Raw genomic sequence first — 22106 nt, 5'->3', positions numbered from 1 at the left:
GATTATATCTAAATAGAAGGGGGCATTATAATGGCTGTCAAATCCATTGCGCAGAAAAAAAGCATGACTATGGGCAGCAGAGGACTGGCCCGCCAGGGCTGGGTAACCGGTGTCATGATGGTACTGCCCTATACTCTGTTCTTTCTGCTGTTCTCGCTATTCCCGATTTTGTACGGACTGCGGGTCAGCTTTTATGACTGGTCTTTGCTGGGAGATAAGGAGTTCATTGGATTCCTCAACTATACAACACTGCTTCAGGATGAAGAATTCCGCGACAATCTGCTGCATACCGTATTGTTCACCCTCGTCAGTGTGCCTCTGATCTGTGGTGTGGGCTTGCTACTGGCAGTGCTGATCCATGGTATCCGGCGCGGACAGGCTTTTTTTCGGGCTGCTGTATTTATGCCGTACGTATTATCCGTCTCGGTGATCTCCAGTATCTGGGTTATTTTTCTGCAGCCGTATAGTGGTCTGTTCAATCAGATTCTGCGTACGCTGGGTATTATCAATAGCGAGATTTTCTGGTTGTCCGAGCCGATGCTAGCCTGGGCTTCGATCATCATGTCCACGATCTGGTGGACAGTAGGTTTTGTATTTGTACTGTTCCTGGCAGGATTGCAGGATATTCCTGCTTCTTTCTATGAAGCCGGACAGATTGAAGGCGCCAATCGTTGGCAGACATTCTGGCATATTACTTTTCCGTCCCTGTCCCGGATCACGATCCTGGTCGTGGTACTGCAGACGATTGCTTCTTTCAAGATCTTCGGACAATCCAAGCTGATCACTGGCGGCGGACCGGCAGGCGCTACCAAGACAGTCGTGTTTTCCATTTATGAGAACGGATTTCAGACGTTCCAGATGGGTTATGCATCAGCGATCGCCTTTGTGCTGATGATTGTTATTCTGGTTATCTCTGTACTGCAGACACTGATTCTACGCAAATTCGAATCCTAAGGAGGGACAGGTCAATGACAACAATGAACCGGGCGTATATGTATGTAAGCCGTATTGTAGCACTGCTGCTGGCTGTATTTTTCCTGATCCCGATCGTCTGGATGCTGCTATTATCCTTCACTCCCGAAGGTCAGCCGATCTTCGGCGGCGGGTTTCATTTCTCGTTTGCCAATTATGCCAAAGTACTCAGTCAGGCACCAATCTTCGGCTGGATGGGCAACAGTCTGATTGTATCGGTTATCACTACAGCGATGGTATTACTGCTATCTTCCATGGCAGCATATGCCTTTTCGCGGATTCGCTTTCCGGGCAGCAAAGTACTCTTTTTCCTTTTCCTGTCGGCGATGATGATTCCGGCTGAAGCCACATTGATTCCACTGTACCTGTTTATGAGAGATATCGGTCTGCTGGGTACGCGCACATCGCTTATTCTGCCTGCGGTTGCAGGCCCGATGGGGATATTCATCATGAAGCAGTTCTTTGACGGATTACCTAAGGATCTGGAAGAAGCTGCCCGTATCGATGGTGCCGGTTTCTTCAAAATCTGGTATCGCATCTTCCTGCCGCTATCTCGTCCGGCACTCGCTGCACTGGGAATCTTCACATTTATCGGGGCGTGGAATGATTATGTATGGCCGCTGATCTCGATCTCGGATAAGGCATTCATGACGATTACCCTGGGACTGCCGATGTTCCAAAGCTCCTACGTGCAGCAGTACGCGCTGCCCATGACTGCCAATGCACTCGCTGCTGTACCGGTTCTGCTCATTTTCCTGCTGTTCCAGAAGCAGATTATCAAAGGGATTGCGTTCACTGGCGGGAAAGAAATGTAAAGGGGGTATCGGGTGCAGAAGTGCAGCCACTGCGGTTTTGGTGACGCAGATGGTGAGTCTTGGTGGACCGCTGCGCAAAGAGATTTGGTCAAGTCCTCCGGTGGAGCCTGGAAATCTACGAATAGGGAGAGGCAGTCGATTTCCAGGCTCCAATGTCGTCCTTTGACCAAATTCTCTTTGCTTCGCTCCGTGCTAGATGTTTCCATTATTGCTGTCTAGAGGGCGGGTGTCTGCACTTCTGCAGATAGGGGAGGAGAGGGTAGTAAGAGATAACAGATAAGAAATAACAGATACAAGATACAAGATACAAGATGATTTATAGTTCTACTGTTCAGGAGAGCGAGGGAATGTTTGTTTGTTGAAAAAGAAATAAAGCAGTTGGTGTATGGATTTACTAAAAAGGAACGAAGTTGGTTCATGTGCGGAGCGAAGGAAAGGGAATTCTGCCGATGACCGACATTTAAGAATGGAGATTTACCGCTGGAAGCGGTAGTTCAAAATCTCCATTCTTAACAGGAGGGAGTGGCAGAATCCCTTTTCGCAGCAAATGACCTGTACACCGCCCGCTCCTGTGCAGCATAACCAACACCACCCAACAATGATTTAAACCAAGGAGGCTATATGTAATGAACGTACCTGCTGAACAATCGACTACACATCATAATGAACTACCTATCGTCCCAAGACCGGAGTATCCGAGACCGCAGCTGGTTCGTGAACAGTGGATGAACCTGAATGGAAGCTGGGCATTTGCGTTTGATGATGAGCGCCGGGGAGACAAGGAACGCTGGTATATGTCCGGGCAAGGAACATTCGATCGGCAGATTCAGGTGCCGTTTACTTTTCAGAGTGAACTGAGCGGGATTGGGGATACCGGGTTTCATGATCTGGTATGGTATCGCAGACAACTGGATATTCCGGCAGATTGGAATGGCAAAAGGGTGCTGCTGCATTTTGGAGCCGTGGACTACAAGGCAACGGTCTGGGTGAATGGGAAATGGGCAGCATCGCATGAAGGTGGGCATACTCCATTTACAGCGGATATTACAGATCTGCTGGAAGAGCATAACGAAGTTGTTGTGCGTACTGAGGATTATAGCCAGGATGTAACGTTACCGCGAGGCAAGCAGTATTGGAAAGAAGATTCGGCCAGTATATTCTATACCCGGACGACAGGTATCTGGCAGACGGTGTGGCTGGAGCCGGTAGAAGCTACACATCTTCAGCAGGTTAAATTCACGCCGGATATTGATACGAACGAAGTACGGATTCGACTGTTTTATCCAGAGACTGTACTGCAGCAGTCTGCCGCCTCAGCATTGACCGCGCGGCTAACTATTTCCTTTGCCGGAGAGCAGGTGACGCAAGATGAATTCCTGGTGAGCCATCCGGAGCATTTTCGTTCAATCGGACTTCATGATTTTAATGATCATGGATTAGGGCGGTGGTGGACACCGGAATCGCCGAATCTGTATGATATCCGTCTGGAGCTGCTGCAGGATGGAGCCGTACTGGATCGGGTGGATAGTTATTTTGGCATGCGCAAGGTCTCAATTGAAAATGGCAAGCTCAACCTGAACAATCGTCCGTATTTCCTTCGTCTGGTACTGGATCAAGGGTATTTCCCCGATGGTATTCTGACGGCGCCAACCGACGAGGCGTTGGTACGGGATATCGAGTTGACCCAGGCGATGGGCTTTAACGGAGTGCGCAAGCATCAGAAGATGGAGGACCCGCGTTTTCTGTACTGGTGTGATCGCAAGGGGCTGTTGGTCTGGGGAGAGGCTGCCAATGCCTATAGTTACTCGGAGCAGTATGTTCGCCGTTTCCTGAACGAGTGGCAGGAGGTTATTGAGCGGGATTATAATCATCCTTCGATCATTGTCTGGGTACCGATGAATGAGAGCTGGGGAATTCCGAATGTACAGGTAGATCCGCGTCAGCAGCAGCACGGGCTGACTCTATATCATTTGACCCGTTCCCTCGATCCGACACGTCCGGTTATTTATAATGATGGCTGGGAGATGATGGATACCGATCTGGTGGCGATCCATGATTATGAATGGCGTGAAGAAGTGTTGACCGAGCGGTATGCGGATGTTGGTACGGCTGTGAATGCGATGCCAGGCAGCCGCCGCATCTTCGTAGGTGGTGCCTCGTATCAGGGCCAGCCGATACTGGTGACCGAGTTTGGCGGTATCGCCTACAAGAAAAGTGATTGGGAAGGCTGGGGTTATTCGGGTGCAGACAATGATGAAGATTATCTCGACCGTCTGCAGGCGGTGATTCGGCCGATGCACCTGTCACCGATTGTACAGGGATTCTGCTATACCCAACTGACTGATGTAGAGCAGGAAATTAACGGTCTGCTCACGTACGACCGCGAGCCGAAAGTGCCGGTAGAGCAGATTCGGGCGATCGTGATGAATCAGCCGATGGAATCCTAAACCCTGTAAAATAAAAAATCCTGCGGTACCTGCCTAATCAGAGTACTGCAGGATTTTATTTTGTCCAGTTCAATTGTCATTAGAGATAAGGAAGAAATAGTGCATAATGTATCATGTAAATACTGTCTTACTGGAAAGAGCACAACTTTTATTCATCTGCCGGAGTATATAGTAACGAAATCAAATTCATGACAAAGAAGGGATAAGATTGAAAAAGATTATCGCAGCTTCTATTGCAGCAAGTCTGCTGCTTAGCTCCACGTCTACATATGCGTCACCTGTTACGATTACTACCCCGGATCAGAAAACCATCTCTGGATCGGATGTACAGATTCGAAAAGGTAAAATGATGATTCCGATCCGTGACCTTGCGAGAGCGATTGATGCTACACTTTCCACAGATCCGGTTCATCACAAGGTTGCTCTGAAGAAATGGGGAGAGCGGTATGTATTCACTATTGGAAAAGCTCAATATAGCATAAATAATCAGGATGCTGTCTCTGAGCTGAATGTAGTAGTACAGCAAATCAATGGACGCACGTATATCCCATCGGATTTTCTGGGATCGCTTGGATATGAGATTAACAGTAGTAACAAAGTACTTCGTATAGAATCTCCTCTGAGTACACAGGATAGCAAAACACTGTATCAAGGGGATTTGGCTTCAGCCAGAGAACTAGTGATGCAACTGATAATGCAGATCCCAACGCATGGTGAACAACAACTGTTGGAGAATCATGAAGAATCCGAGGCAGTTGATAATCAGTTTTTATTTCCCAAAGGGGAAGTTTTGCGAATGTACCATATCTATGGAGATGTCATATCTTTGATCGAATTCAAGGAGGACTTTCCGGTCATCATCTGGCAAGCTCGTCTTCCAAAACAATCTACAGATCATGTGAAAGATTTTCTGTCTTACAAGTTAAAGGAGAAGTGGGGAAGTGTCCCGTTAAAAAATAAAGATTATGTTTCTATAGAGAGTGGTTATTTTGGAGATAGCACTTCTATCGAGACTGGAATAATACAAGCTGGTAAAGGATATTACAGCACTGGACATGAGTATACAGTAGGCGGATCAGTAACAAGCATGGCGGGTAAAATCTCTTTTGTCATGCCAGAAGAAAAGCGTATAGATTGAAAATTAAAAACATGATAAAAATAGACAAGAAATTATTTTGAAAAATAATATGTAAGTCTGAAGATCTGCAGAGCTATTCATTAGCGAGCGATTTTCAGACTTATTTTAATTTATTCATTAAAAGATACAAAAAAGGGAACGGATAAGTACAGTTATTCGTCCTAAAAGGGAACGCATGATATAGAAGAGGGAAGGGGATATGTTGGACGACCGCCAATTGTTTGAAAGTTATAAAGAAAATGTATACTGCTATTGTCTCTATATGACCGGCAGCAAAGCCGATGCAGAAGATATATGTCAGGAAGTCTTTGTCAAAGCCCTGCTTGCCAAACGAAGCGAGATCGAGAATGAAAAAGCATGGCTGATGCGTATTGCAGCCAATGAATGTTATTCCATGTTTCGTCGCCGCAGCAAAGGAAGGGATAAGGAAAGCAAAGCGTTCTGGTTGGGCTGGCCGCTACGGTCTAATCCTTCGGTGGAGAAATCATATAAGCGTCAGGAGACTGCAAGCGAGTTTGTAAAGCTGCTGGAACAGCTTCCCGGGAAATTACGGCAGGTACTGCTGCTGCATTACATAGGCGAATTAAGTCATACGGAAATAGCTGATGTGCTGAAAATTCCTGTGGGTACAGTAAAGTCCAGATTAAGCCGGGCTATAGCTAAATTGAAAAAGCTGGCGAAGCATACTGAAGTAACGCTGGAAAAAGGGAGTGATATACATGCGACCCGAGGATAAAGAAAAAGATGATTCACTGATCCGACATCAAATGGGTAAGCTCCGCGATGATTCACCAGATTATGAGTCCATATGGCAAAAAGTAGAACTTGAAACAAGAAGACGACAATCCAAATGGAATCCAGCAGAGGAAAAAACAATACGTTATAAACATAAATGGAAAGTGGTTGTCATGGGGCTAATAGGAGTATGTTGTATAGGGATCGCAGTTATTCAAATGGGTGGAGTACCATCAATCATGAATACTGTTTTGTCGACCCCATCTGTAGTACAAAAGATTGGAGCAACAGCAGAAGATAAAGGGATACAATATACAGTTGATACCGTTACACTCAAAAAATATACGGATCAGACGAATTATATTCAACTAAAATCAAGCCTTAATGGAATAAAAAGGTCGGACTTTAAATACGCTAAATTCAAGAAAAGTGTATTAACTGATCTTGAGAGTGGCAAGAAATTCAGCATTGCTGCTGACCAATTTACCAGCGCAGACGGATTGCAAGCTTCTACCGATATCATACTGGATAATATGAAACCGGGAGAACACCATTTCCGCCTGCAGTTAAGAGACCTTTATCTAATCGATAAGAAAGAAATTCCAATTGAAGGTACCATCGCACCCGGTAAAAATTATAAAATACCAGTCAATCCCCCACTATCTATCAAAGTAAAACAATTTGATTGGTCGAACGCTAATCAAAAGTTGATTTTCAAGTATGCTATGCTGCCAGATACTCCAGCAAATAATACGATTAAGCTAATAAGTGGGAGTATGGATGAAGCCAGTTATGTAATAGTAAAGTCGAAAGCTGGAAGACCCGAGATAAATTCAATGAATGCAGAGCCAGATGGAATTAGGCAGGAATTCCACTTTTCTCCCATGACCGACCAGCAGCGTAACCAAGTGAAACTCTCCTATATGCAAGGCAGTATCGTACAGCAAGTCAGTGGTTACTGGTGTATGGATTTTTCCATTACGATTCCAGAGTACTAAGCATATTTTCTTTTGTAAAGCCCGGATGATGCAATTTCCCACATCCGGGCTTTTTCCTGTTACCCAAAATTTATTTTCGTTAAAAAAGGAAATTACAGGGATATTTTGGTAAAATATAAGTAGCCAGCTATCTTACTTTCACATGTACTTGATTACCAACTCATTCAAAGGAATGGTGAATAGATGAACATTAATGATCAGGATCATCCGGTCAATCGTCTGTCTGGGATGGAGACATCGGCTGAAGCAATGGAGCAGATAGGCTTGACCTTCTTTACGGTGCGCAAGCAAAAAGAAGCTGATCATTATTACCGCGCACGTGAAAGTGCCATATCGGCAGATGTGCAAAACTGGTTGAAAAAGCAGATTATCTATGCTTTTCGTTCCTTCCAGCGGGAAAATGGCCAGGGTGAGGATGAATTTATGGTAAGCGATTACAATTTTGAGGTTCAGAAAAATGATACCCTGGCGATGTTGGAGCTGGATTCTTCCGAAGGTACTGTCTCCGAACGCAAGGAAGGATTGCTTTTTGCGCTGGAGCATCCCGACAGCAGCCTGGAAGATGCCAGTACCCATTTCCAGATGATTCAGATCCAGCTGGATAACGAGAATATCTACTGCTGCTTTTATCGCAAGCCCAAACGAAATATTGGCAAAAAGAAATTTGCCTTCAAAAATTCGGGTGAGCTCCAGTTTGCCGATAGTGAACTGCTGGAAATTGGCGGCCCAATCGACTTTTTCATTGTAAATAATACGATTTATATTTCCAGTCTGCGTCCATTCGAGTATGCTTTTGATTATCAGGATCATATTAACGAACTGCGGGATGAGAATCTGGAGCGAATTACGGCGCTGCCTTTTTTTGACGGAGAGGAATCGAACAAGGAAGAGTTTGAGGACAGCTGCCGTCAGTACTTTTATTCTCGCAGTCTGGCACAGATTCAGCCAGAGACCATCGAGGTACTGCAGCGTAATTTTGAAGACCGGTGCGAAGAACTCAAGCTGATCCGCCGCAAAATGCCCCGCAATGCCAAGCAGGCGGAAGCCTATCAGCGAAAATACCGGGCACTGTGGGAGCTGTATGATTTTATTGATCTGGACAAGCGCAAAATTGTCTTCCACAAAGATCAGGAACCCAAGACGCTGATCCAGTTCTTTTCCGACAAGATTGTTCAGTCTTTCCTGACCGGAGATTACGGGGTTGCTGTAAGTTATGAGAATGCGGCTGATGAGCCGAATGCATGAACGATGAGGAGGGAGCCATATGATGTGGACCAAAAGAGAGCAGGTGCTGATGTGGATTACCGCATATATCCCGCTCCTGATCGTCATGTTCAGCGGATTTATTTATCATAATGATCTGCTGCCTGCCGGACTGACCAAGGAGAAGCTCGAAGAGATGTTTACCCGCTGGTGGATCGTGGAGCTGGTCTTTCTCGTGATAGTGCTCCTGATATCGCTCGCATTGTATCGTCTCGTAATCTGGTGGTTGCTGCGCGGACTGGAAGAACGCCTGTCTGCCCGGACGATTGGCCGGGAAGTGTCGATTCGCCAATATGAGAAAATTAGTGTAAATGATTATACTTTTTTCCTGCTGACTCTGCTGCTGCCACAGATTGTGGTCGACTATTCATCGGTAGTGAACCTGACAGTATCGATGTTTATTATTATTTTCATCATTACGGTGTATGTAAAAACCGATAGTATCGCAACCTGTCCACTGTTCTTTGTATCAGGCAGACAGGTATACCAGGGCGTTATCTCCAACCGCAGTCGCGATGAAGAAGAAGCTAACCCCGATGTACGGCTCAAGGCTGTATTGATCGTCCGTGAAAAAGATATGAATCTGGATATCAAATACCGGGCACAGGTGCTGGTCAGTAATGTATATATGATTCGGCCGGTAGATAAAGGGGAGCAAGAAGATGTATAATCTCCTGCTCCCGGTCTGTTCGATAGTAGAGCTAACGAATCTCGATAGCGAATACAGCAGAGGTATCACCGTCAGAGTGTTGCGTATTTTTCTCCCTCCAGTGAGCTTCCAGTAAGTAGTAATAGGTGCCTGGAGCGGTCGGAGCAGTAAATTTACCGTCTTGCAAAGGAACGCTTACAAGATCATTATAATTGGATTGATTCTTTTGATTATCCAGCTGGTTCAGTACAAGAATCGCAGGAGCAGGTTCATAATTATAGTTGGCTTGAATACGGGCTCCTGCTGGCACAACTGCAGGTACCTTTCCATCCATCATTTGCTTGCCGCCTATATAATCAGTACAGCCTCTGGACCAGCAATAACTGCTTTGCACCCAGGGAATAACGGTATCCCCAGCCATAATCGTTGGTGCCGGAGGCGTTCGGGTATTCCGATCAAGTGGAACACGTGTCGGCAACGTGTAGCTGCCCGGCTCAAGAGGGATAGAGACTGGCGACATCCATAATCGTGATACCAGCATTACACCCACAACAAGAATTATCAAAATACCTGCAAGGATCGGTATGCGTCTTTTTCTCATTATGCTCACCTCAACCTATCTGACGAATAAAATGGAAAAAAGTTACATAATTGAGCAAAGTATCTTATCACCAGAATCCGACTTGAAAATCCAACTTCAATTTTCTCCATCTATTGTAGACTTCTGCCCGTAGGCATTATAAAGTTGAATACCATACATCCTGCACAGTATGCAGTATAAAAAGTATTTGAATAGAACATCATTCCTGCAATGAGAACTAATCGCACGGAACGCAGTAAAGGAAATAAGGGCAAAGGACGACATTGGAGCCAGGGAATCTACCGTCACTCCTATTTCGTAGATTCCCCGGCTCCACCGGAGGACGTGCCCTTATTCCTTTACGGAGTGAATGATGCCAACCCGCCTGACTAAATGAAACAATGTATACTATTTACAACATTCTGCTGCATAATCAAATCGCTGAACTCCCCTGTGCCTCTTTTCAGGCATGCTACTGATACAACTTCAGCCCATTTGAGCCTTGTTCTTTACCTGCTCCAGATAACGCTCCAGATCCGGCAGCTGATGCTCGATCATTTCCTCCAGAATCTCCACCTGTACCGCCTGATAATCATGCATTGCAATATTGCGGAAGCCGACCATTGCTTTGAGACTGCGGCTTAGCTCACGGTCGATCCAGCCGCTGCGATGCAGCAGATCAAAAGCATCCCGGCTGCTCTGGGGAACGCCCAGCTGCTGTTCGGCAATGATATGCATCGCCAGATCCAGACATGCTTCACAGGCACGCTGCAGATTCAGAATAATCGAATCCTGTCGGGTAAAATTGTACAAATTGTCTGCACTCCCCGCATACTCTTCATGAATACGCTCGCTGCAGCGCCGAATCGTGGCACTTTTATTTAAAAATATATCCTGGTTCATCGTTGTTCCTCCTGATCGATCGTATTGAATAATAGGCTGCCGCTGCTCATTCAGCAGGGCATACTCCGTATAGGCTCTCATCCAGGCCAGCTGCCTGTGCAGCAGGTGTGTTTCATATATAATCTGACCGGTCGAAGTGATCTGCATCTGAAATACAGTGCTCGCTTCCCGGAAGTCGATCAGATCCACATCCCGTCCGAGTAGATCTGCCAGATCCTGAGCCAACATGAATCGCTGGTAGACCGATAGCCGTGTATTGGATAAATAGGCGATATCCACATCGCTGTCCGGCCGCATCTTTTCGCGTGCCGCGGATCCGAGCAGAATGATAGTGTCCGCCTCACATTGGTCTTTCAGGAAATGAATAATACAATTACGCTGCTCTTTAGTTAGTCCGGTTAACATTCGAGTCCTCCTTTGCCATTCATCAGACTCTGCATATTCTGTGACAATATACCACGAAGGCTGTTCCGATCACAAACCAGTATAGGAGTGCCCGGCTAAACATATACCTCTGATATCCAACAAATATATCATTGTATACACTCTGAAAAATACAACGCGAAAGTTTGCAAGGATTGTCAGAAGCAGCAATCTAGCCTATACTACAAAGTTGTTACTTTGTAACTCTTATGAAATTTTCAGAATATAGAAGATCGCCTTGTAATCGAAAAATAAAAGATACATCTTATTCAGCGTCCTGAACAGTAAAGGAGGAATGGAGTTGCCCGACGAACCAAACCCATCGCCCTCCGCCAGGAGACGCGACAAAGGGAAGCAAACGCGCGAGCTTGCTTCACTTCTGATAGAGCGATCCGGTGGACCGGATAACGTGCTGGATGTGGTTCACTGCACGACGCGTATTCGTTTTAAATTGAAAAATAATAATCTGATAGATGAAGCCGGACTTCATCAGATCCGGGAAGTACAAAATATAAACCGGCAGGCTGGACAGCTCCAGATCATTGTTGGTCCTGAACTGGTCTACAAAGTACACCGCCAGATCACACGACTGCTTCAAGAAAACCAGCAAAACCCACCTGTTACAGGTCAAGCTTTAGCGCATGATATAACAGATTCATCGGAACATGGCATACCAGTCAAAGCACTGCAACCCTCTGATGACTCCGTCGCGAAAAAGCAATCCGTATCGACTTCGCCTGTAGAGAAGCAGTCGATGGCAGCTGTTCATTATGAACCTGAAAATTCCGAAGTATCGGCGATACAACCACCGCGTTCATGGACGGGGAGAATGGTAAAGGGAGCCGCTGTGTTCTCGGATATTTTACTGCCGATCCTGCCACTGTTTATTGCGGCTGGTATTCTGCTTGGACTTGTAAGCATTGTTCAATCCTCCGATGCCGTCGCACCAGATGCTGTCTGGTTGCGGCTGTTACAGCTGTTGACCAGTTCTGCTTTTCAGGTCATCAGTGTACTATTTGGATATCATGCTGCCAAAAGGTTCGGCGGTACTCCGGCGATCGGCGCTGTGCTCGGGATTGCCATGTCCCGTCCGGATCTGGGACTGCTCGTCAGTTCCTACAGCAGCACGATGCAAACAGCGGGTACACTCGCTTCACCGCAGTTCAGCTACCAGGGCTCCATGATTCCGATTATTGTCGCTGCACTGGTAATGGCCTTAATTGAGAAAGGGCTGCGTCGTATACTCCCGGCAGCGGCAGCTACATTGCTCGCACCAGGCATTAGCCTGATCACAGGCGGAGCGCTGGCGATTCTCGTTATTGGTCCGGCTGCCGTTTGGCTGGGCGAATGGGTCGGTCAGCTGCTGGAATATCTATTCATGTATGGAGGAACCGTATTTGGGTTTATTCTCGGCGGCATCTACAGCACGATTGTATTGACCGGTTTGCATCAGGGAATACAGGCGATTGAGGTGGGATTGATCTCCGACCCCCATGTAGGCGTGAATTTCCTGCTGCCGATCTGGTCGATGGCCAACATGGCGCAGGGTGGAGCAGGACTGGCTGTGTATCTGATGTCTCGCAGCAGTGAACTCCGGAAAATAGCCTTGTCCGGTTCCATTACAGCCTTTCTCGGCATTACCGAGCCGATTGCGCTGGGAGTCAATCTCAAGCTGGGTCGCCCTTTTCTGGGAGCGGCTATTGGAGGGGCTGTAGGTGGAGCTTATGTAGGATTTCATCATGTCGTCGCCAATTCGTTTGGACTGACGGGTATCCCGATGCTGGCGTATATTATTCCTTTTGGCGAAGTTAACTTTGTTCATTATATGATCGGCTTTTTGCTGGCAGCAGGGACAGCCTTTGTCGCTGCACTACTGCTCGGTGTAGAGAAGCCGGCTTTCCGTTATCATCTTTCACACTTCATTCGTAAAGTCACAGGAGGACCTTATGAAAATCAAAAAGATTCTCAACAATAACGCCGTGGTCGTCGACGATCACGGACAGGAGAAGATCGTAATGGGCGGCGGCATCTCCTTTGAAAAAGGAAAAAATGATATCGTAGACGCCCAGCGTATCGAGAAAGTATTTATTCTGGAAGATCAGGAGCGCTATGGCTATCTTCAGGAAATGCTGCAAAAGCTGCCTGAAGAAGAAATAGCCGTCTCCGAAAGTATTATTTCCTATGCAGAACAAGAGCTGCAGGTATCTTTTAACGAGCATATTCATATTGCGCTGACCGATCATTTGTCATTTGCCCTGGAGCGGCTGCGCAGTGGGATGGTTATTCACAATACGCTATTGGAAGAGATTCGTCTTCTGTATCCAGCCGAATTCCAGATTGGCCTGCATGCGAGACAATTAATAGCCCGCCGTCTGCAGGTTGATATCCCTGAAGATGAGGTCGGATATATTGCGATGCATATTCATACTGCCCGCATGAATGCGGGAGCCCAGGCAACGGCTGCAGGCATGGCAGCCATTATGAAGGATATTGTAGAAGAGATCGAAGACGTGATCGATCAGCCGCTAGATCGCAAATCATCTGCGTACGAACGATTAATGAGCCAGTTGAAAAGTATCCTCCAGGATCATCAACAGGATCAGCCAGGCAGTGAATTGGACCCAGAGATTATTCGAATCGCTATAGAGCGGTACAGCAGCATCTATGCACAGGTAGAAGAGATGTCGGCGCAGATTGAAGATGAATACGGCTATGTGTTGACCGAGAGTCAACGCGTATTAATCGCTATTGAAGTGAATCGTCTGCTGGATAGACTGGGACATTCTGCCCGTTAACTGCGCTGCAAATCAAATCACAATCCTCTGTAAAACGATTGATTTCAAGATTGGAACTCATCCTGATACCAAATAAAGAATAACGTGCAGGTCTATTGCCCCATGATAATAGGACAAGATAGTTTGTGGGTTTCACCATAATATGGATAAAAAGTAGCGAGTAACCAAGCATGATTACAAAAATGTAAACTTTGAAACAGTGAAAATAAGACCAATTCGTGCAGAAAAACATGGAAAATTACAGAAATATCCTTTTTCGTCGATTTTTAAATTGGTTAATTCAGTCTATAGTGTCCTGAAGATCTGCCCTATAGAATAAATGTCAGCAACAGAATATCCGGGTGTGTTACTGGTAAAGCAGGCAAGACCTAAAAAACTCCGTGAGGAATCCGTACGGCAATCGCCGTCCGTTCCTTATAGGGATTTTTAGGTCTTTTTTCTGTGCCATCACAGCCCTATCTTCGATTCAGAAAGGGAGAAGGAACATGAAAATCAAGAATTTTTCCAGAAAGGCCGCTGTCTTTACGATGGCAGCAGCTATGCTTACAGGGGGAACTTCCGCTTTTGCAAGTGGATCAGGCCAGGATTATAATGGCGGCAATGATGGTGTTCAGCCGACTCCACCGGCACCCGTTGTTCAACCGGTATCACCTGTTTTTGAAGATACCTATGGATTCACGCATCTGACACGTTTTGATGCACAGCAAATTGCCAAGCAGCAGGGTCAGTCCCGTTTTGAGGTGCCAGGCTTTGATGCTTCTACTATTCGCAATATCCCATCTGCCAAAGGCAAAGATGCAAACGGCAATATCATTGATCTGGATGTATGGGACACTTGGCCGCTGCAAAATGCCGATGGTACAGTAGCCAACTATAACGGCTACGAAGTAGTCTTCGGTCTGGCGGGCGATCCTAAAGTATCCTCTGATACATTCATTTACCTGTTCTATAAAAAAGCTGGCGACCAATCGCTGGATGCCTGGAAAAATGCAGGCCGCGTCTTCAAGGATACCGACAAAATGGTGCCAAATGACCCGATTCTGAATAATCAGTCCGAAGAATGGTCCGGTTCTGCGACCCTGACCAAAGATGGCAAAGTGCGCTTGTTCTATACGAATCGTCAGCCATGGGATGCCGATAAAGGATTCTTCGGCAAGCAAACCCTGACCACCGCTCAGGTCAATGTATCCGAGCCTTCCAATGATACGCTGCAAGTAAATGGTGTAGAAGATTTCAAATCGATTTTTGATGGCGATGGCAAAATGTATCAGACTGTCGATCAGGCATTCCGTGCAGGCGACTATTCGGATAACCACACGCTGAGAGATCCGCATTATGTAGAGGATAACGGTCACAAATATCTGGTGTTCGAAGCCAATACCGGTTCGGAGACAGGCTATCAAGGTCAATCGATGCTCTCTAACAAAGCTTATTACGGCGGAGATGACAAGTTCTTCGAGAGCGAACGCGAGAAACTGCTGAACAGCCCGGATCGCAATTTCATTACGATTGCAAATGGTGCACTTGGTATTATCGAGCTGAATGATGATTATTCCCTCAAAAAAGTCATGAAGCCACTGATTGCTTCGAATACCGTAACCGATGAAATTGAACGCGCCAATATTTTCAAAATGAATGGTAAATGGTATCTGTTCACCGATACACGCGGCGCCAAAATGTTCGTGGATGGTGTGGATGCAGAAGATATCTACATGCTCGGTTATGTAGCCGATTCAATCGATGGCCCTTATAAGCCGCTGAACGGCAGTGGATTGGTACTGCACCAGGATCTGAATAAACGTGATATTACCTGGAATTATGCACACTTTGCGATTCCACAGGTCAAAGGCAACAAAGTAGTTATTACCAGCTATATGACCAACAGAGGATTCTATAATGATCATCACTCTACCTTTGCACCAAGCTTTGAAGTGATGATCAACGGCAATCGTACCAAAGTAATGCCAAACAGCACCCTGGAACAGGGACAGGTAACATCCAAATAAGATATTGTATTGATAATCATATCGAAAGATCTGATAGTACAGTAAGGCAGGAAAGGCAAGCAGACAAGTAATGCAACAGGAAAAGAAAATGTCCGGGTAGGAGCGGCATTTTCTTTTCCTTTATTACTTTTAACGACAGCAAGTTAGCCGGCTTGATAGGCGGTAATAGGGGGAAGATAACCAACACGAGGAGGTGCCCACTTGAATAACAACATCCCGACATCCAGACGTCGTCGTACACTGGTCATTCTCGGTGTCATTATGCTCATTATACTGGGCGCATTGTTATATTATTTTACACAGAATCATGCGGAAGGCAGCAGTCAGGCTAGCCCACCCGGTACCGCACATCTGAACAATCAGCGGGCCAATTATCATTTTACGGTTCCGGACAAGTGGATGAATGATCCGCAGCGTCCTGTTTATTTCAAAGGCAAATATCATTACTATTATCTCTATAACAAAGACTATCCGAATGGTAATGGCACCGAATGGCGCCATGCTACCTCCACCGATCTGGTGCACTGGCAGGATCAGGGAGTAGCCATTCCCAAATATACAAATAAAAATGGAGACCCGTGGTCAGGCTCTGTGGTCGTTGATACCCATAACACTGCCGGTTTTGGCAAAAATGCGTTTATCGCGATTCTGACCCAGCCGTCTGCCAATGGCGGAGCACAGGAGCAGTATCTCTGGTATTCTAAAAATGGAGGCAAAACATTCACCTCCTACAGCAAAAAGCCTGTTCTGGCGAATCCGGGTACTGCCGATTTCCGGGATCCCAAAATCATCTGGGATCCCCAGTCGAAACACTGGGTTATGCTCATGGCAGAAGGTAACAAGATCGGCTTCTATACGTCAACCAATCTCAAAAAGTGGACCTATACCAGTGGATTCCTGACCGATAATGTGGGTACACTGGAATGTCCGGATCTGTACCGGATGCAGGCGGCGAACGGCGCCTATAAATGGGTGCTGGGAGCCAGTGCCAATGGCCGTGGAGCAGGTAATCCCAATACCTATGCCTACTGGACCGGCAGCTTTAACGGCAAGAAATTTATCGCCGATCGGCAGGAGCCCAAGTGGCTGGATCATGGATTTGACTGGTATGCAGCAGTGACCTTCGATATCGCCGGAGCTTCCAATCCATATGAGCAGCGTTATGCACTGGGCTGGATGAACAACTGGGATTATGCCAACAATACGCCTACTCTGCAGGAAGGATTCAATGGCATGAATTCTATCGTTCGCAAAATACGGCTTCGTTTTAATGGACAATCCTATGTGCTGTCCTCACAGCCGATTGGAGCGATCAGCCTGTTGCCTGCCTCGACCCAGAAATTTCAGCGAATGGAGGTAGATGGCTCCAAGACGCTGAATGCCAGCGGAGCCTCTTACCAGCTGGATGCCGATATCTCCTGGTCCCAGCTGAAAAATGCAGGACTGCGACTACGGGAATCAGCAGATCACAGTCGCCATGTCGATGTGGGCGTGTTCACCGAAGGGGAAGGGTACACATACGTGAACAGAGCGTACACCAACCAACCGGATACGGACGGTAACAGTCTGGAGAGCCGGGCACCGTTCAACAGTGCCAATCACAAAGTACACCTCAAGATTCTCGTCGATAAGAACAGCATCGAAGTATTTGTGGATGACGGCACAGTAGCCTATTCCAGTCTGATTTTCCCGAATAAAGATGATCAGGGAATCAGCCTGTTCTCGGAAGGCGGTCAAGCCGTTTTCGAAAATGTAGTGATTCGACATTTTGATCAGTAGGCTCACAGATATAAGGAAGAATGCAGGGTACGCTGCAATATAATGTACTTGATACCCAATCAAGTTGTTCCTATCAGAAAATAACTTATAGAAGAAAAGTATTTTTATAAAAAAAGGATGGACTTCTCCACTATGAAATTCTACGTGGGGAGTCCATCCTTTTTGCTGCTGTACGAGTCAGCGAAGTATAGCTATATTATTGGAGTTCCTTGATCATGCGGATATGTGGAATGCCATCTTCCAGAAATTCATCCGAATCGGCTGTATATCCAAGACGTTCATAAAATCCGCGTGCCTGGGTCTGCCCGTGCAGCTTGGCGCGTGTCAGTCCATGACTTTTGGACATTTCCTCCAGTTTTTGAACGAGCATCTGTCCGATTCCGTATTTGCGGTGGGTATCAACTACACAGATCCGCTCCAGCTTGGCGATTCCATCGACTTCGCGCAAACGTGCCGTGCCTACGGGTTGTTCTCCATCGTAAGCGATAATATGCGGAATACCGGCACTGTAGTTATCCCACTCATCATATTCGTCTGCGAGCGGTACACCCTGCTCATTAACAAATACGATTTTGCGGATAAACAGACAGTGGTCCAGTTCGTATTCATTTTCTACCTGCTTGATTTGGATATTGGGCATGTGATCACCTGTCCTTGTTCATTTGAAATGGAATGTGTAATAGAGCTATCATTATATCTAACCCGTATGTACATATCAAAACATGGAGCATAGTCGTAACGCTTCTGATCTTATGAAGGAACAGTTCAAAATGTGGATTCTTTTTTGGGCTGCTTTGCCGTATATTGATTAGAGGTGTACATACGTCACAGGAATCAACGGATAAACAGGAAGGTGTGAAAAGATGGAGTTTATGCTTCAGGAAGCGACGATTCGCCAGCTTCAGCAGGCGATGGAGTTAGGAGAGCAGACCGCTGTCTCTCTGACAACAGCCTATATGCAGCGTATCGCTGAGATTGATCAGGACGGACCGCTGCTGCGTTCTGTGATTGAACTCAATCCCGATGCGATTTATATTGCTATGCAGATGGATCAGGAAAGAGCAGCAGGACAGGTTCGCAGCGAACTGCATGGAATTCCGGTGCTGATCAAGGATAATATCAATACCGGGGATCATATGCATACAACAGCTGGTTCACTGGCACTGGCCGATTCTTTTGCACCGGAAGATGCTTTTCTGGTGAAAAAATTGCGAGCGGCAGGAGCAGTCATTCTGGGCAAGACCAATCTGACGGAAATGGCGAACTTTATGGCAATAGATATGAAGAATGGCTACAGCTCACGAGGAGGGCAGACATTGAACCCTTACGGACCTGGGCAACTCGATGTAGGAGGTTCCAGTTCGGGCTCCGGAGCAGCTGTAGCAGCCAATCTCTGCGTCGTCGCTGTAGGTACAGAGACTAACGGTTCGATTATGAGTCCGTCGGCGAACAATAGTCTGGTCGGAATCAAGCCGACGCTTGGTCTGATCAGCCGCACAGGTATTATTCCGATCACGTACACCCAGGATACCGCCGGACCAATGGCACGGACAGTCACCGATGCAGCGATCCTGCTCGGCATTCTGGCAGGGCAGGACGAGCAGGACATAGCAACTCTTGCTTCTCCTGCGGACACAATAGATTATACGACCAGCCTCGATCCAGAAGGTCTGCGGGGAGCACGTATTGGCATTAACCGATACTATATGAAAGATCTGACTGAAGAAGAGCGGACGATTATGGAAGCTTCGATCGAAGCCATGCGTCACGCCGGTGCCGTAATTGTAGAGGGGACCAATCTTGCCGAAAGTGCTGAAGAACCAACCGTGCTGCTGTACGAGTTCAAATCGGCGCTGAATCGCTATCTGTCTACACTTGGTCCAGGTGCGCCGGTACGTACGCTCAAGGAAATGATCGATTACAATCATTTGCATCATCGGGAGACATTGAAATACGGACAGGATATACTGCTGACAGCGGAATATGAGACCTCCGGCAGAATGACGGAATCCAAATACATTCAGCACCGCCTGCAGTATCTGAAAAATGCGCGCGAAGATGGTATTGATCGACTGCTGCGCGAGCATCAGCTGGATGCTATTTTCAGTCCACGATTTACCGATACGCCTGCAGTGGCTGGGTACCCATGTATTATTGTGCCAGCCGGTTACCGCCGGGATGGTCTGCCGTTTGGAATCAATTTTATGGGTACAGCCTACAGCGAACCGGAATTGATTCGTATCGCCTATGCTTTTGAGCAAGTGGTACCGGCACGTCGCAGTCCTGTTTTATAGAGAATCACGAAATGTATAATCTGATATGCTTAGCGTGAAAAAGAGACCAGGACCGTCCTTGAGGGACGGTCTTTTTTGTTCTTCAAAAGTATGTAAGCAAGTAGATAAAGCCTGGTATATGACTTTAAAAAAAGCAGAAAATCACCCATATTTTTATTAATAAATACAAAATATTTCCAGAATAAAAACCGATATGTACAGTAGATATATGTATTGCCAGAATGGAACGTAAAATTACATGTTAATCAAGCTCTGTGTATAACTATACAAATTGTTACAGCTATAACCATTTTTCTATGATTTACCGACAAAGTAATATAGTTATTTAGCTAAAATTTTAGAGAACAGACATCAAGGAGGCACTATGAACCCATCTACAGTCACCACCGAAAAAATCCATGCTGATCCCTATGAGAAGCTGGCATCCAAGCTCCTTTTGTATACATTGCTCGGTATTCTGATTTCCTGTATTCCGATCTTTGTCGGAATCTATTTAACAGGACTGGCATCCCTTGGTATTATGCTGGGTATGCTGGTTATTGTTTTTGTAATGTGTCCGTCTCTTATTTTGCTTTACCGTAAACTTCATCATTTGTCGGTCGGAAAATACTGGATTTCCGGATTCTCATTCATCGTTATTTTCTGTATTTTATGGGTTATTCCTTCACAGGTAGGCTGGGCAGCTATCTATATTTATATTGCACTATCCCTGCTGTACCTGGATCGCAAGACCAGCATACTGAGTATTATTTATGCCGTTGTTATTGAGATTATCCATGTTATTTTCAATCCATTCATCAGTTCTTCTTCCCCCATGGATCTTGTTGTTATGTTCGCAGTTACTTTGATGGTAGGAGCGGTTGTTGTATCGATCTGTATTGTTGGCGAGAAGATGACCGAGCATCTGGAAGAGCAGCGTGGACAGCTGGATGAGCTGCTGCAGGAAATTGAACAATCGGCGGAGAAGCTGACTGCTTTTGGTACACAGCTGCAGCGCAATGTGGATGATACCGACCGGATCGGTCGCGAGCTGACCACCGGATTTGGCGAGATTGCCAGCGGTATTGAATCCCAGGCTGGCAGTATCGGTGAGATTAACACATCGATTCAGCAATCCGAGAGCTTTATCAACAGTATTGGCCAGACTGCAGGAGACATGACCGAGCTGGCAGAGCGTGCAGCATCCCTTACACGTACAGGCAGTGATCAGGTAGAGAATCTGCGTGGCAGTGTCGCCGAAGTAGGACATGTGATCGATAATACGTACAGCGCGATGGGAACATTGCGAGCCTATGCAGAAGAGATCTCGAATGTACTGCAATCCATTGAGAATATCGCGAGACAGACCAATATGCTTTCCTTTAATGCAGGTATTGAAGCAGCTCGTGCTGGTGAACACGGCAAAGGATTCGCCGTCGTCGCCGAGGAAATTCGCAAGCTGGCAAGTGACTCCCAGCAGGCAACCGTTGATATCACCGATATCCTGACACGGATTCATCAGCAGACCGAGATTGTATCCGGCGGAATTGGACAGGGTAAAGATGCTATTGGCAGTATTCGTGTAGCCGCCGAACAGACCGAGCAGCTGTTCACCAGTATTCTGGATGAGACTGTAGTCGTCTCCAGACGTTCGGTAGATATCGGATCATCGATCAAGGAATTGATCGAATCCACTCGTCATTCTGTGATGGAAATGGGTACGATCTCTGCCGTTACCGAACAGTCCAGTGCGGCAGCCAGACAAATCTCCTCCAGTCTGGAACAGCAGACCGGACGTGTCACCACGATTGCAGGCAGCTTTGGTGAACTGCAGCGCTTGATTGATGCACTGAATGCATCCCTAGAGAGAACCGTGCAAATGGAACAGAGTATAACAACAGTGCCAGACGAAATTTAAAAACGTATAATAATTAAGAAATCTGGTTAATGATTAGTTGATGCTATTGTGTCGTACGCTTCAAAAAAAGAAATATGTGTAATGAAATGATTTTCGACAAATATAGATTTTATCCTTATTACTAATCTGTAAAGTCCACAATAACCCTGTATAGTAGCACGAATCAAAAAGCACAAATCATTGTTTTCCCAAATGATTTGTGCTTTTTTGTTATTTTAAAGTTGCGTTTTTACTTACTGGGTCTTTTGTCCAGTTTCTTATCTAGAGGATTGACTAAATACCAATCATGAATGAAGATGAATATATATCCACTTAATACCATTATATGGTTACTTTTTACATATAGTGGCCCCCTCTTGATGGTTTTGCCAGATTAGAACGCTTGTCTGAACTGATTCTCTGCCGTATGGTC

At 46.2% G+C, this 22106-nt stretch carries 17 protein-coding genes and 1 pseudogene; 14 read left to right on the top strand and 4 right to left on the bottom strand.

Annotated elements, in window-relative coordinates:
- Nucleotides 1–30 precede the first annotated feature (30 nt).
- From WH46_RS01170 to WH46_RS01135, 8 genes are all read left to right on the top strand, one after another.
- Entirely contained in the window at nt 31–954 is a 924-nt protein-coding gene (locus WH46_RS01170) for a carbohydrate ABC transporter permease (RefSeq protein ID WP_017811296.1), read from the top strand.
- 14 nt (nt 955–968) lie between these two features.
- A complete protein-coding gene (locus tag WH46_RS01165) occupies nt 969–1787 on the top strand; it encodes a carbohydrate ABC transporter permease (RefSeq protein WP_046225420.1) in 819 nt (272 codons plus the stop codon).
- Nucleotides 1788–2413: 626 nt separating this feature from the next.
- A complete protein-coding gene (locus WH46_RS01160; RefSeq protein WP_046225419.1) occupies nt 2414–4234 on the top strand; it encodes a glycoside hydrolase family 2 protein in 1821 nt (606 codons plus the stop codon).
- A gap of 208 nt (nt 4235–4442) precedes the next feature.
- The gene (locus tag WH46_RS01155; RefSeq protein ID WP_046225418.1) at nt 4443–5372 is read left to right on the top strand and encodes a copper amine oxidase N-terminal domain-containing protein; all 930 of its coding nucleotides are present in this window, start codon (nt 4443–4445) and stop codon (nt 5370–5372) included.
- A gap of 199 nt (nt 5373–5571) precedes the next feature.
- Nucleotides 5572–6108: an RNA polymerase sigma factor gene (locus tag WH46_RS01150; RefSeq protein ID WP_052714067.1), complete on the top strand. Its 537-nt coding sequence runs from the start codon at nt 5572–5574 to the stop codon at nt 6106–6108.
- Nucleotides 6092–7105 (top strand): hypothetical protein, encoded by a 1014-nt coding sequence (locus WH46_RS01145; RefSeq protein ID WP_046225417.1) that lies wholly within the window; start codon nt 6092–6094, stop codon nt 7103–7105. The genes WH46_RS01150 and WH46_RS01145 overlap by 17 nt, the downstream gene beginning before the upstream one ends.
- A 183-nt stretch (nt 7106–7288) precedes the next feature.
- The gene (locus WH46_RS01140) at nt 7289–8350 is read left to right on the top strand and encodes a Kiwa anti-phage protein KwaB-like domain-containing protein (protein ID WP_046225416.1); all 1062 of its coding nucleotides are present in this window, start codon (nt 7289–7291) and stop codon (nt 8348–8350) included.
- A gap of 19 nt (nt 8351–8369) precedes the next feature.
- Nucleotides 8370–9038: a hypothetical protein gene (locus WH46_RS01135; protein WP_052714066.1), complete on the top strand. Its 669-nt coding sequence runs from the start codon at nt 8370–8372 to the stop codon at nt 9036–9038.
- A 31-nt stretch (nt 9039–9069) separates the two neighbouring features.
- Here WH46_RS01135 and WH46_RS01130 read toward each other — a convergent pair whose 3' ends face one another.
- The 3 genes and pseudogenes from WH46_RS01130 to mntA all read right to left on the bottom strand — a co-directional run.
- Nucleotides 9070–9618 (bottom strand): hypothetical protein, encoded by a 549-nt coding sequence (locus WH46_RS01130; RefSeq protein ID WP_046225415.1) that lies wholly within the window; start codon nt 9616–9618, stop codon nt 9070–9072.
- Between the two features lie 465 nt (nt 9619–10083).
- On the bottom strand, nt 10084–10500 hold the full coding sequence (gene hepT / locus WH46_RS24195; protein ID WP_026135983.1) for a type VII toxin-antitoxin system HepT family RNase toxin: 417 nt from the start codon (nt 10498–10500) through the stop codon (nt 10084–10086).
- 51 nt (nt 10501–10551) lie between these two features.
- A pseudogene (gene mntA / locus WH46_RS24190) lies at nt 10552–10905 on the bottom strand (type VII toxin-antitoxin system MntA family adenylyltransferase antitoxin); the annotation flags it as partial.
- A 319-nt stretch (nt 10906–11224) separates the two neighbouring features.
- On the opposite strand from mntA, the gene WH46_RS01120 reads away from it, so the two are divergent.
- From WH46_RS01120 to WH46_RS01105, 4 genes are all read left to right on the top strand, one after another.
- On the top strand, nt 11225–12898 hold the full coding sequence (locus tag WH46_RS01120) for a PTS transporter subunit EIIC (protein ID WP_052714065.1): 1674 nt from the start codon (nt 11225–11227) through the stop codon (nt 12896–12898).
- Nucleotides 12870–13718 (top strand): PRD domain-containing protein, encoded by an 849-nt coding sequence (locus WH46_RS01115; RefSeq protein ID WP_017811285.1) that lies wholly within the window; start codon nt 12870–12872, stop codon nt 13716–13718. Before WH46_RS01120 ends, WH46_RS01115 begins: the two co-directional genes overlap by 29 nt.
- Nucleotides 13719–14203: 485 nt before the next feature.
- A complete protein-coding gene (locus WH46_RS01110; RefSeq protein ID WP_046225414.1) occupies nt 14204–15724 on the top strand; it encodes a glycoside hydrolase family 68 protein in 1521 nt (506 codons plus the stop codon).
- A gap of 261 nt (nt 15725–15985) precedes the next feature.
- Entirely contained in the window at nt 15986–17503 is a 1518-nt protein-coding gene (locus WH46_RS01105) for a glycoside hydrolase family 32 protein (protein ID WP_046225709.1), read from the top strand.
- Between the two features lie 196 nt (nt 17504–17699).
- Here the strand turns inward: WH46_RS01105 and WH46_RS01100 are convergent, their stop codons facing one another.
- Nucleotides 17700–18134 (bottom strand): GNAT family N-acetyltransferase, encoded by a 435-nt coding sequence (locus tag WH46_RS01100; protein ID WP_026135981.1) that lies wholly within the window; start codon nt 18132–18134, stop codon nt 17700–17702.
- Nucleotides 18135–18366: 232 nt separating this feature from the next.
- Here WH46_RS01100 and WH46_RS01095 point away from each other — a divergent pair, with 232 nt between their 5' ends.
- Nucleotides 18367–19797 carry an amidase family protein gene (locus WH46_RS01095; protein WP_046225413.1) on the top strand — a complete coding sequence of 477 codons (1431 nt, stop codon included), beginning with the start codon at nt 18367–18369 and terminating at the stop codon, nt 19795–19797.
- A 364-nt stretch (nt 19798–20161) separates the two neighbouring features.
- Nucleotides 20162–21694, top strand: a complete 1533-nt coding sequence (locus WH46_RS01090) for a methyl-accepting chemotaxis protein (RefSeq protein WP_052714064.1) — start codon at nt 20162–20164, stop codon at nt 21692–21694.
- Nucleotides 21695–22106 lie beyond the last annotated feature (412 nt).

This window comes from Paenibacillus dauci, assembly GCF_000971985.1.
Classification (GTDB): Bacteria; Bacillota; Bacilli; order Paenibacillales; family Paenibacillaceae; genus Saccharibacillus; species Saccharibacillus dauci.
This window is presented reverse-complemented; position numbering and strand designations above follow the sequence as displayed.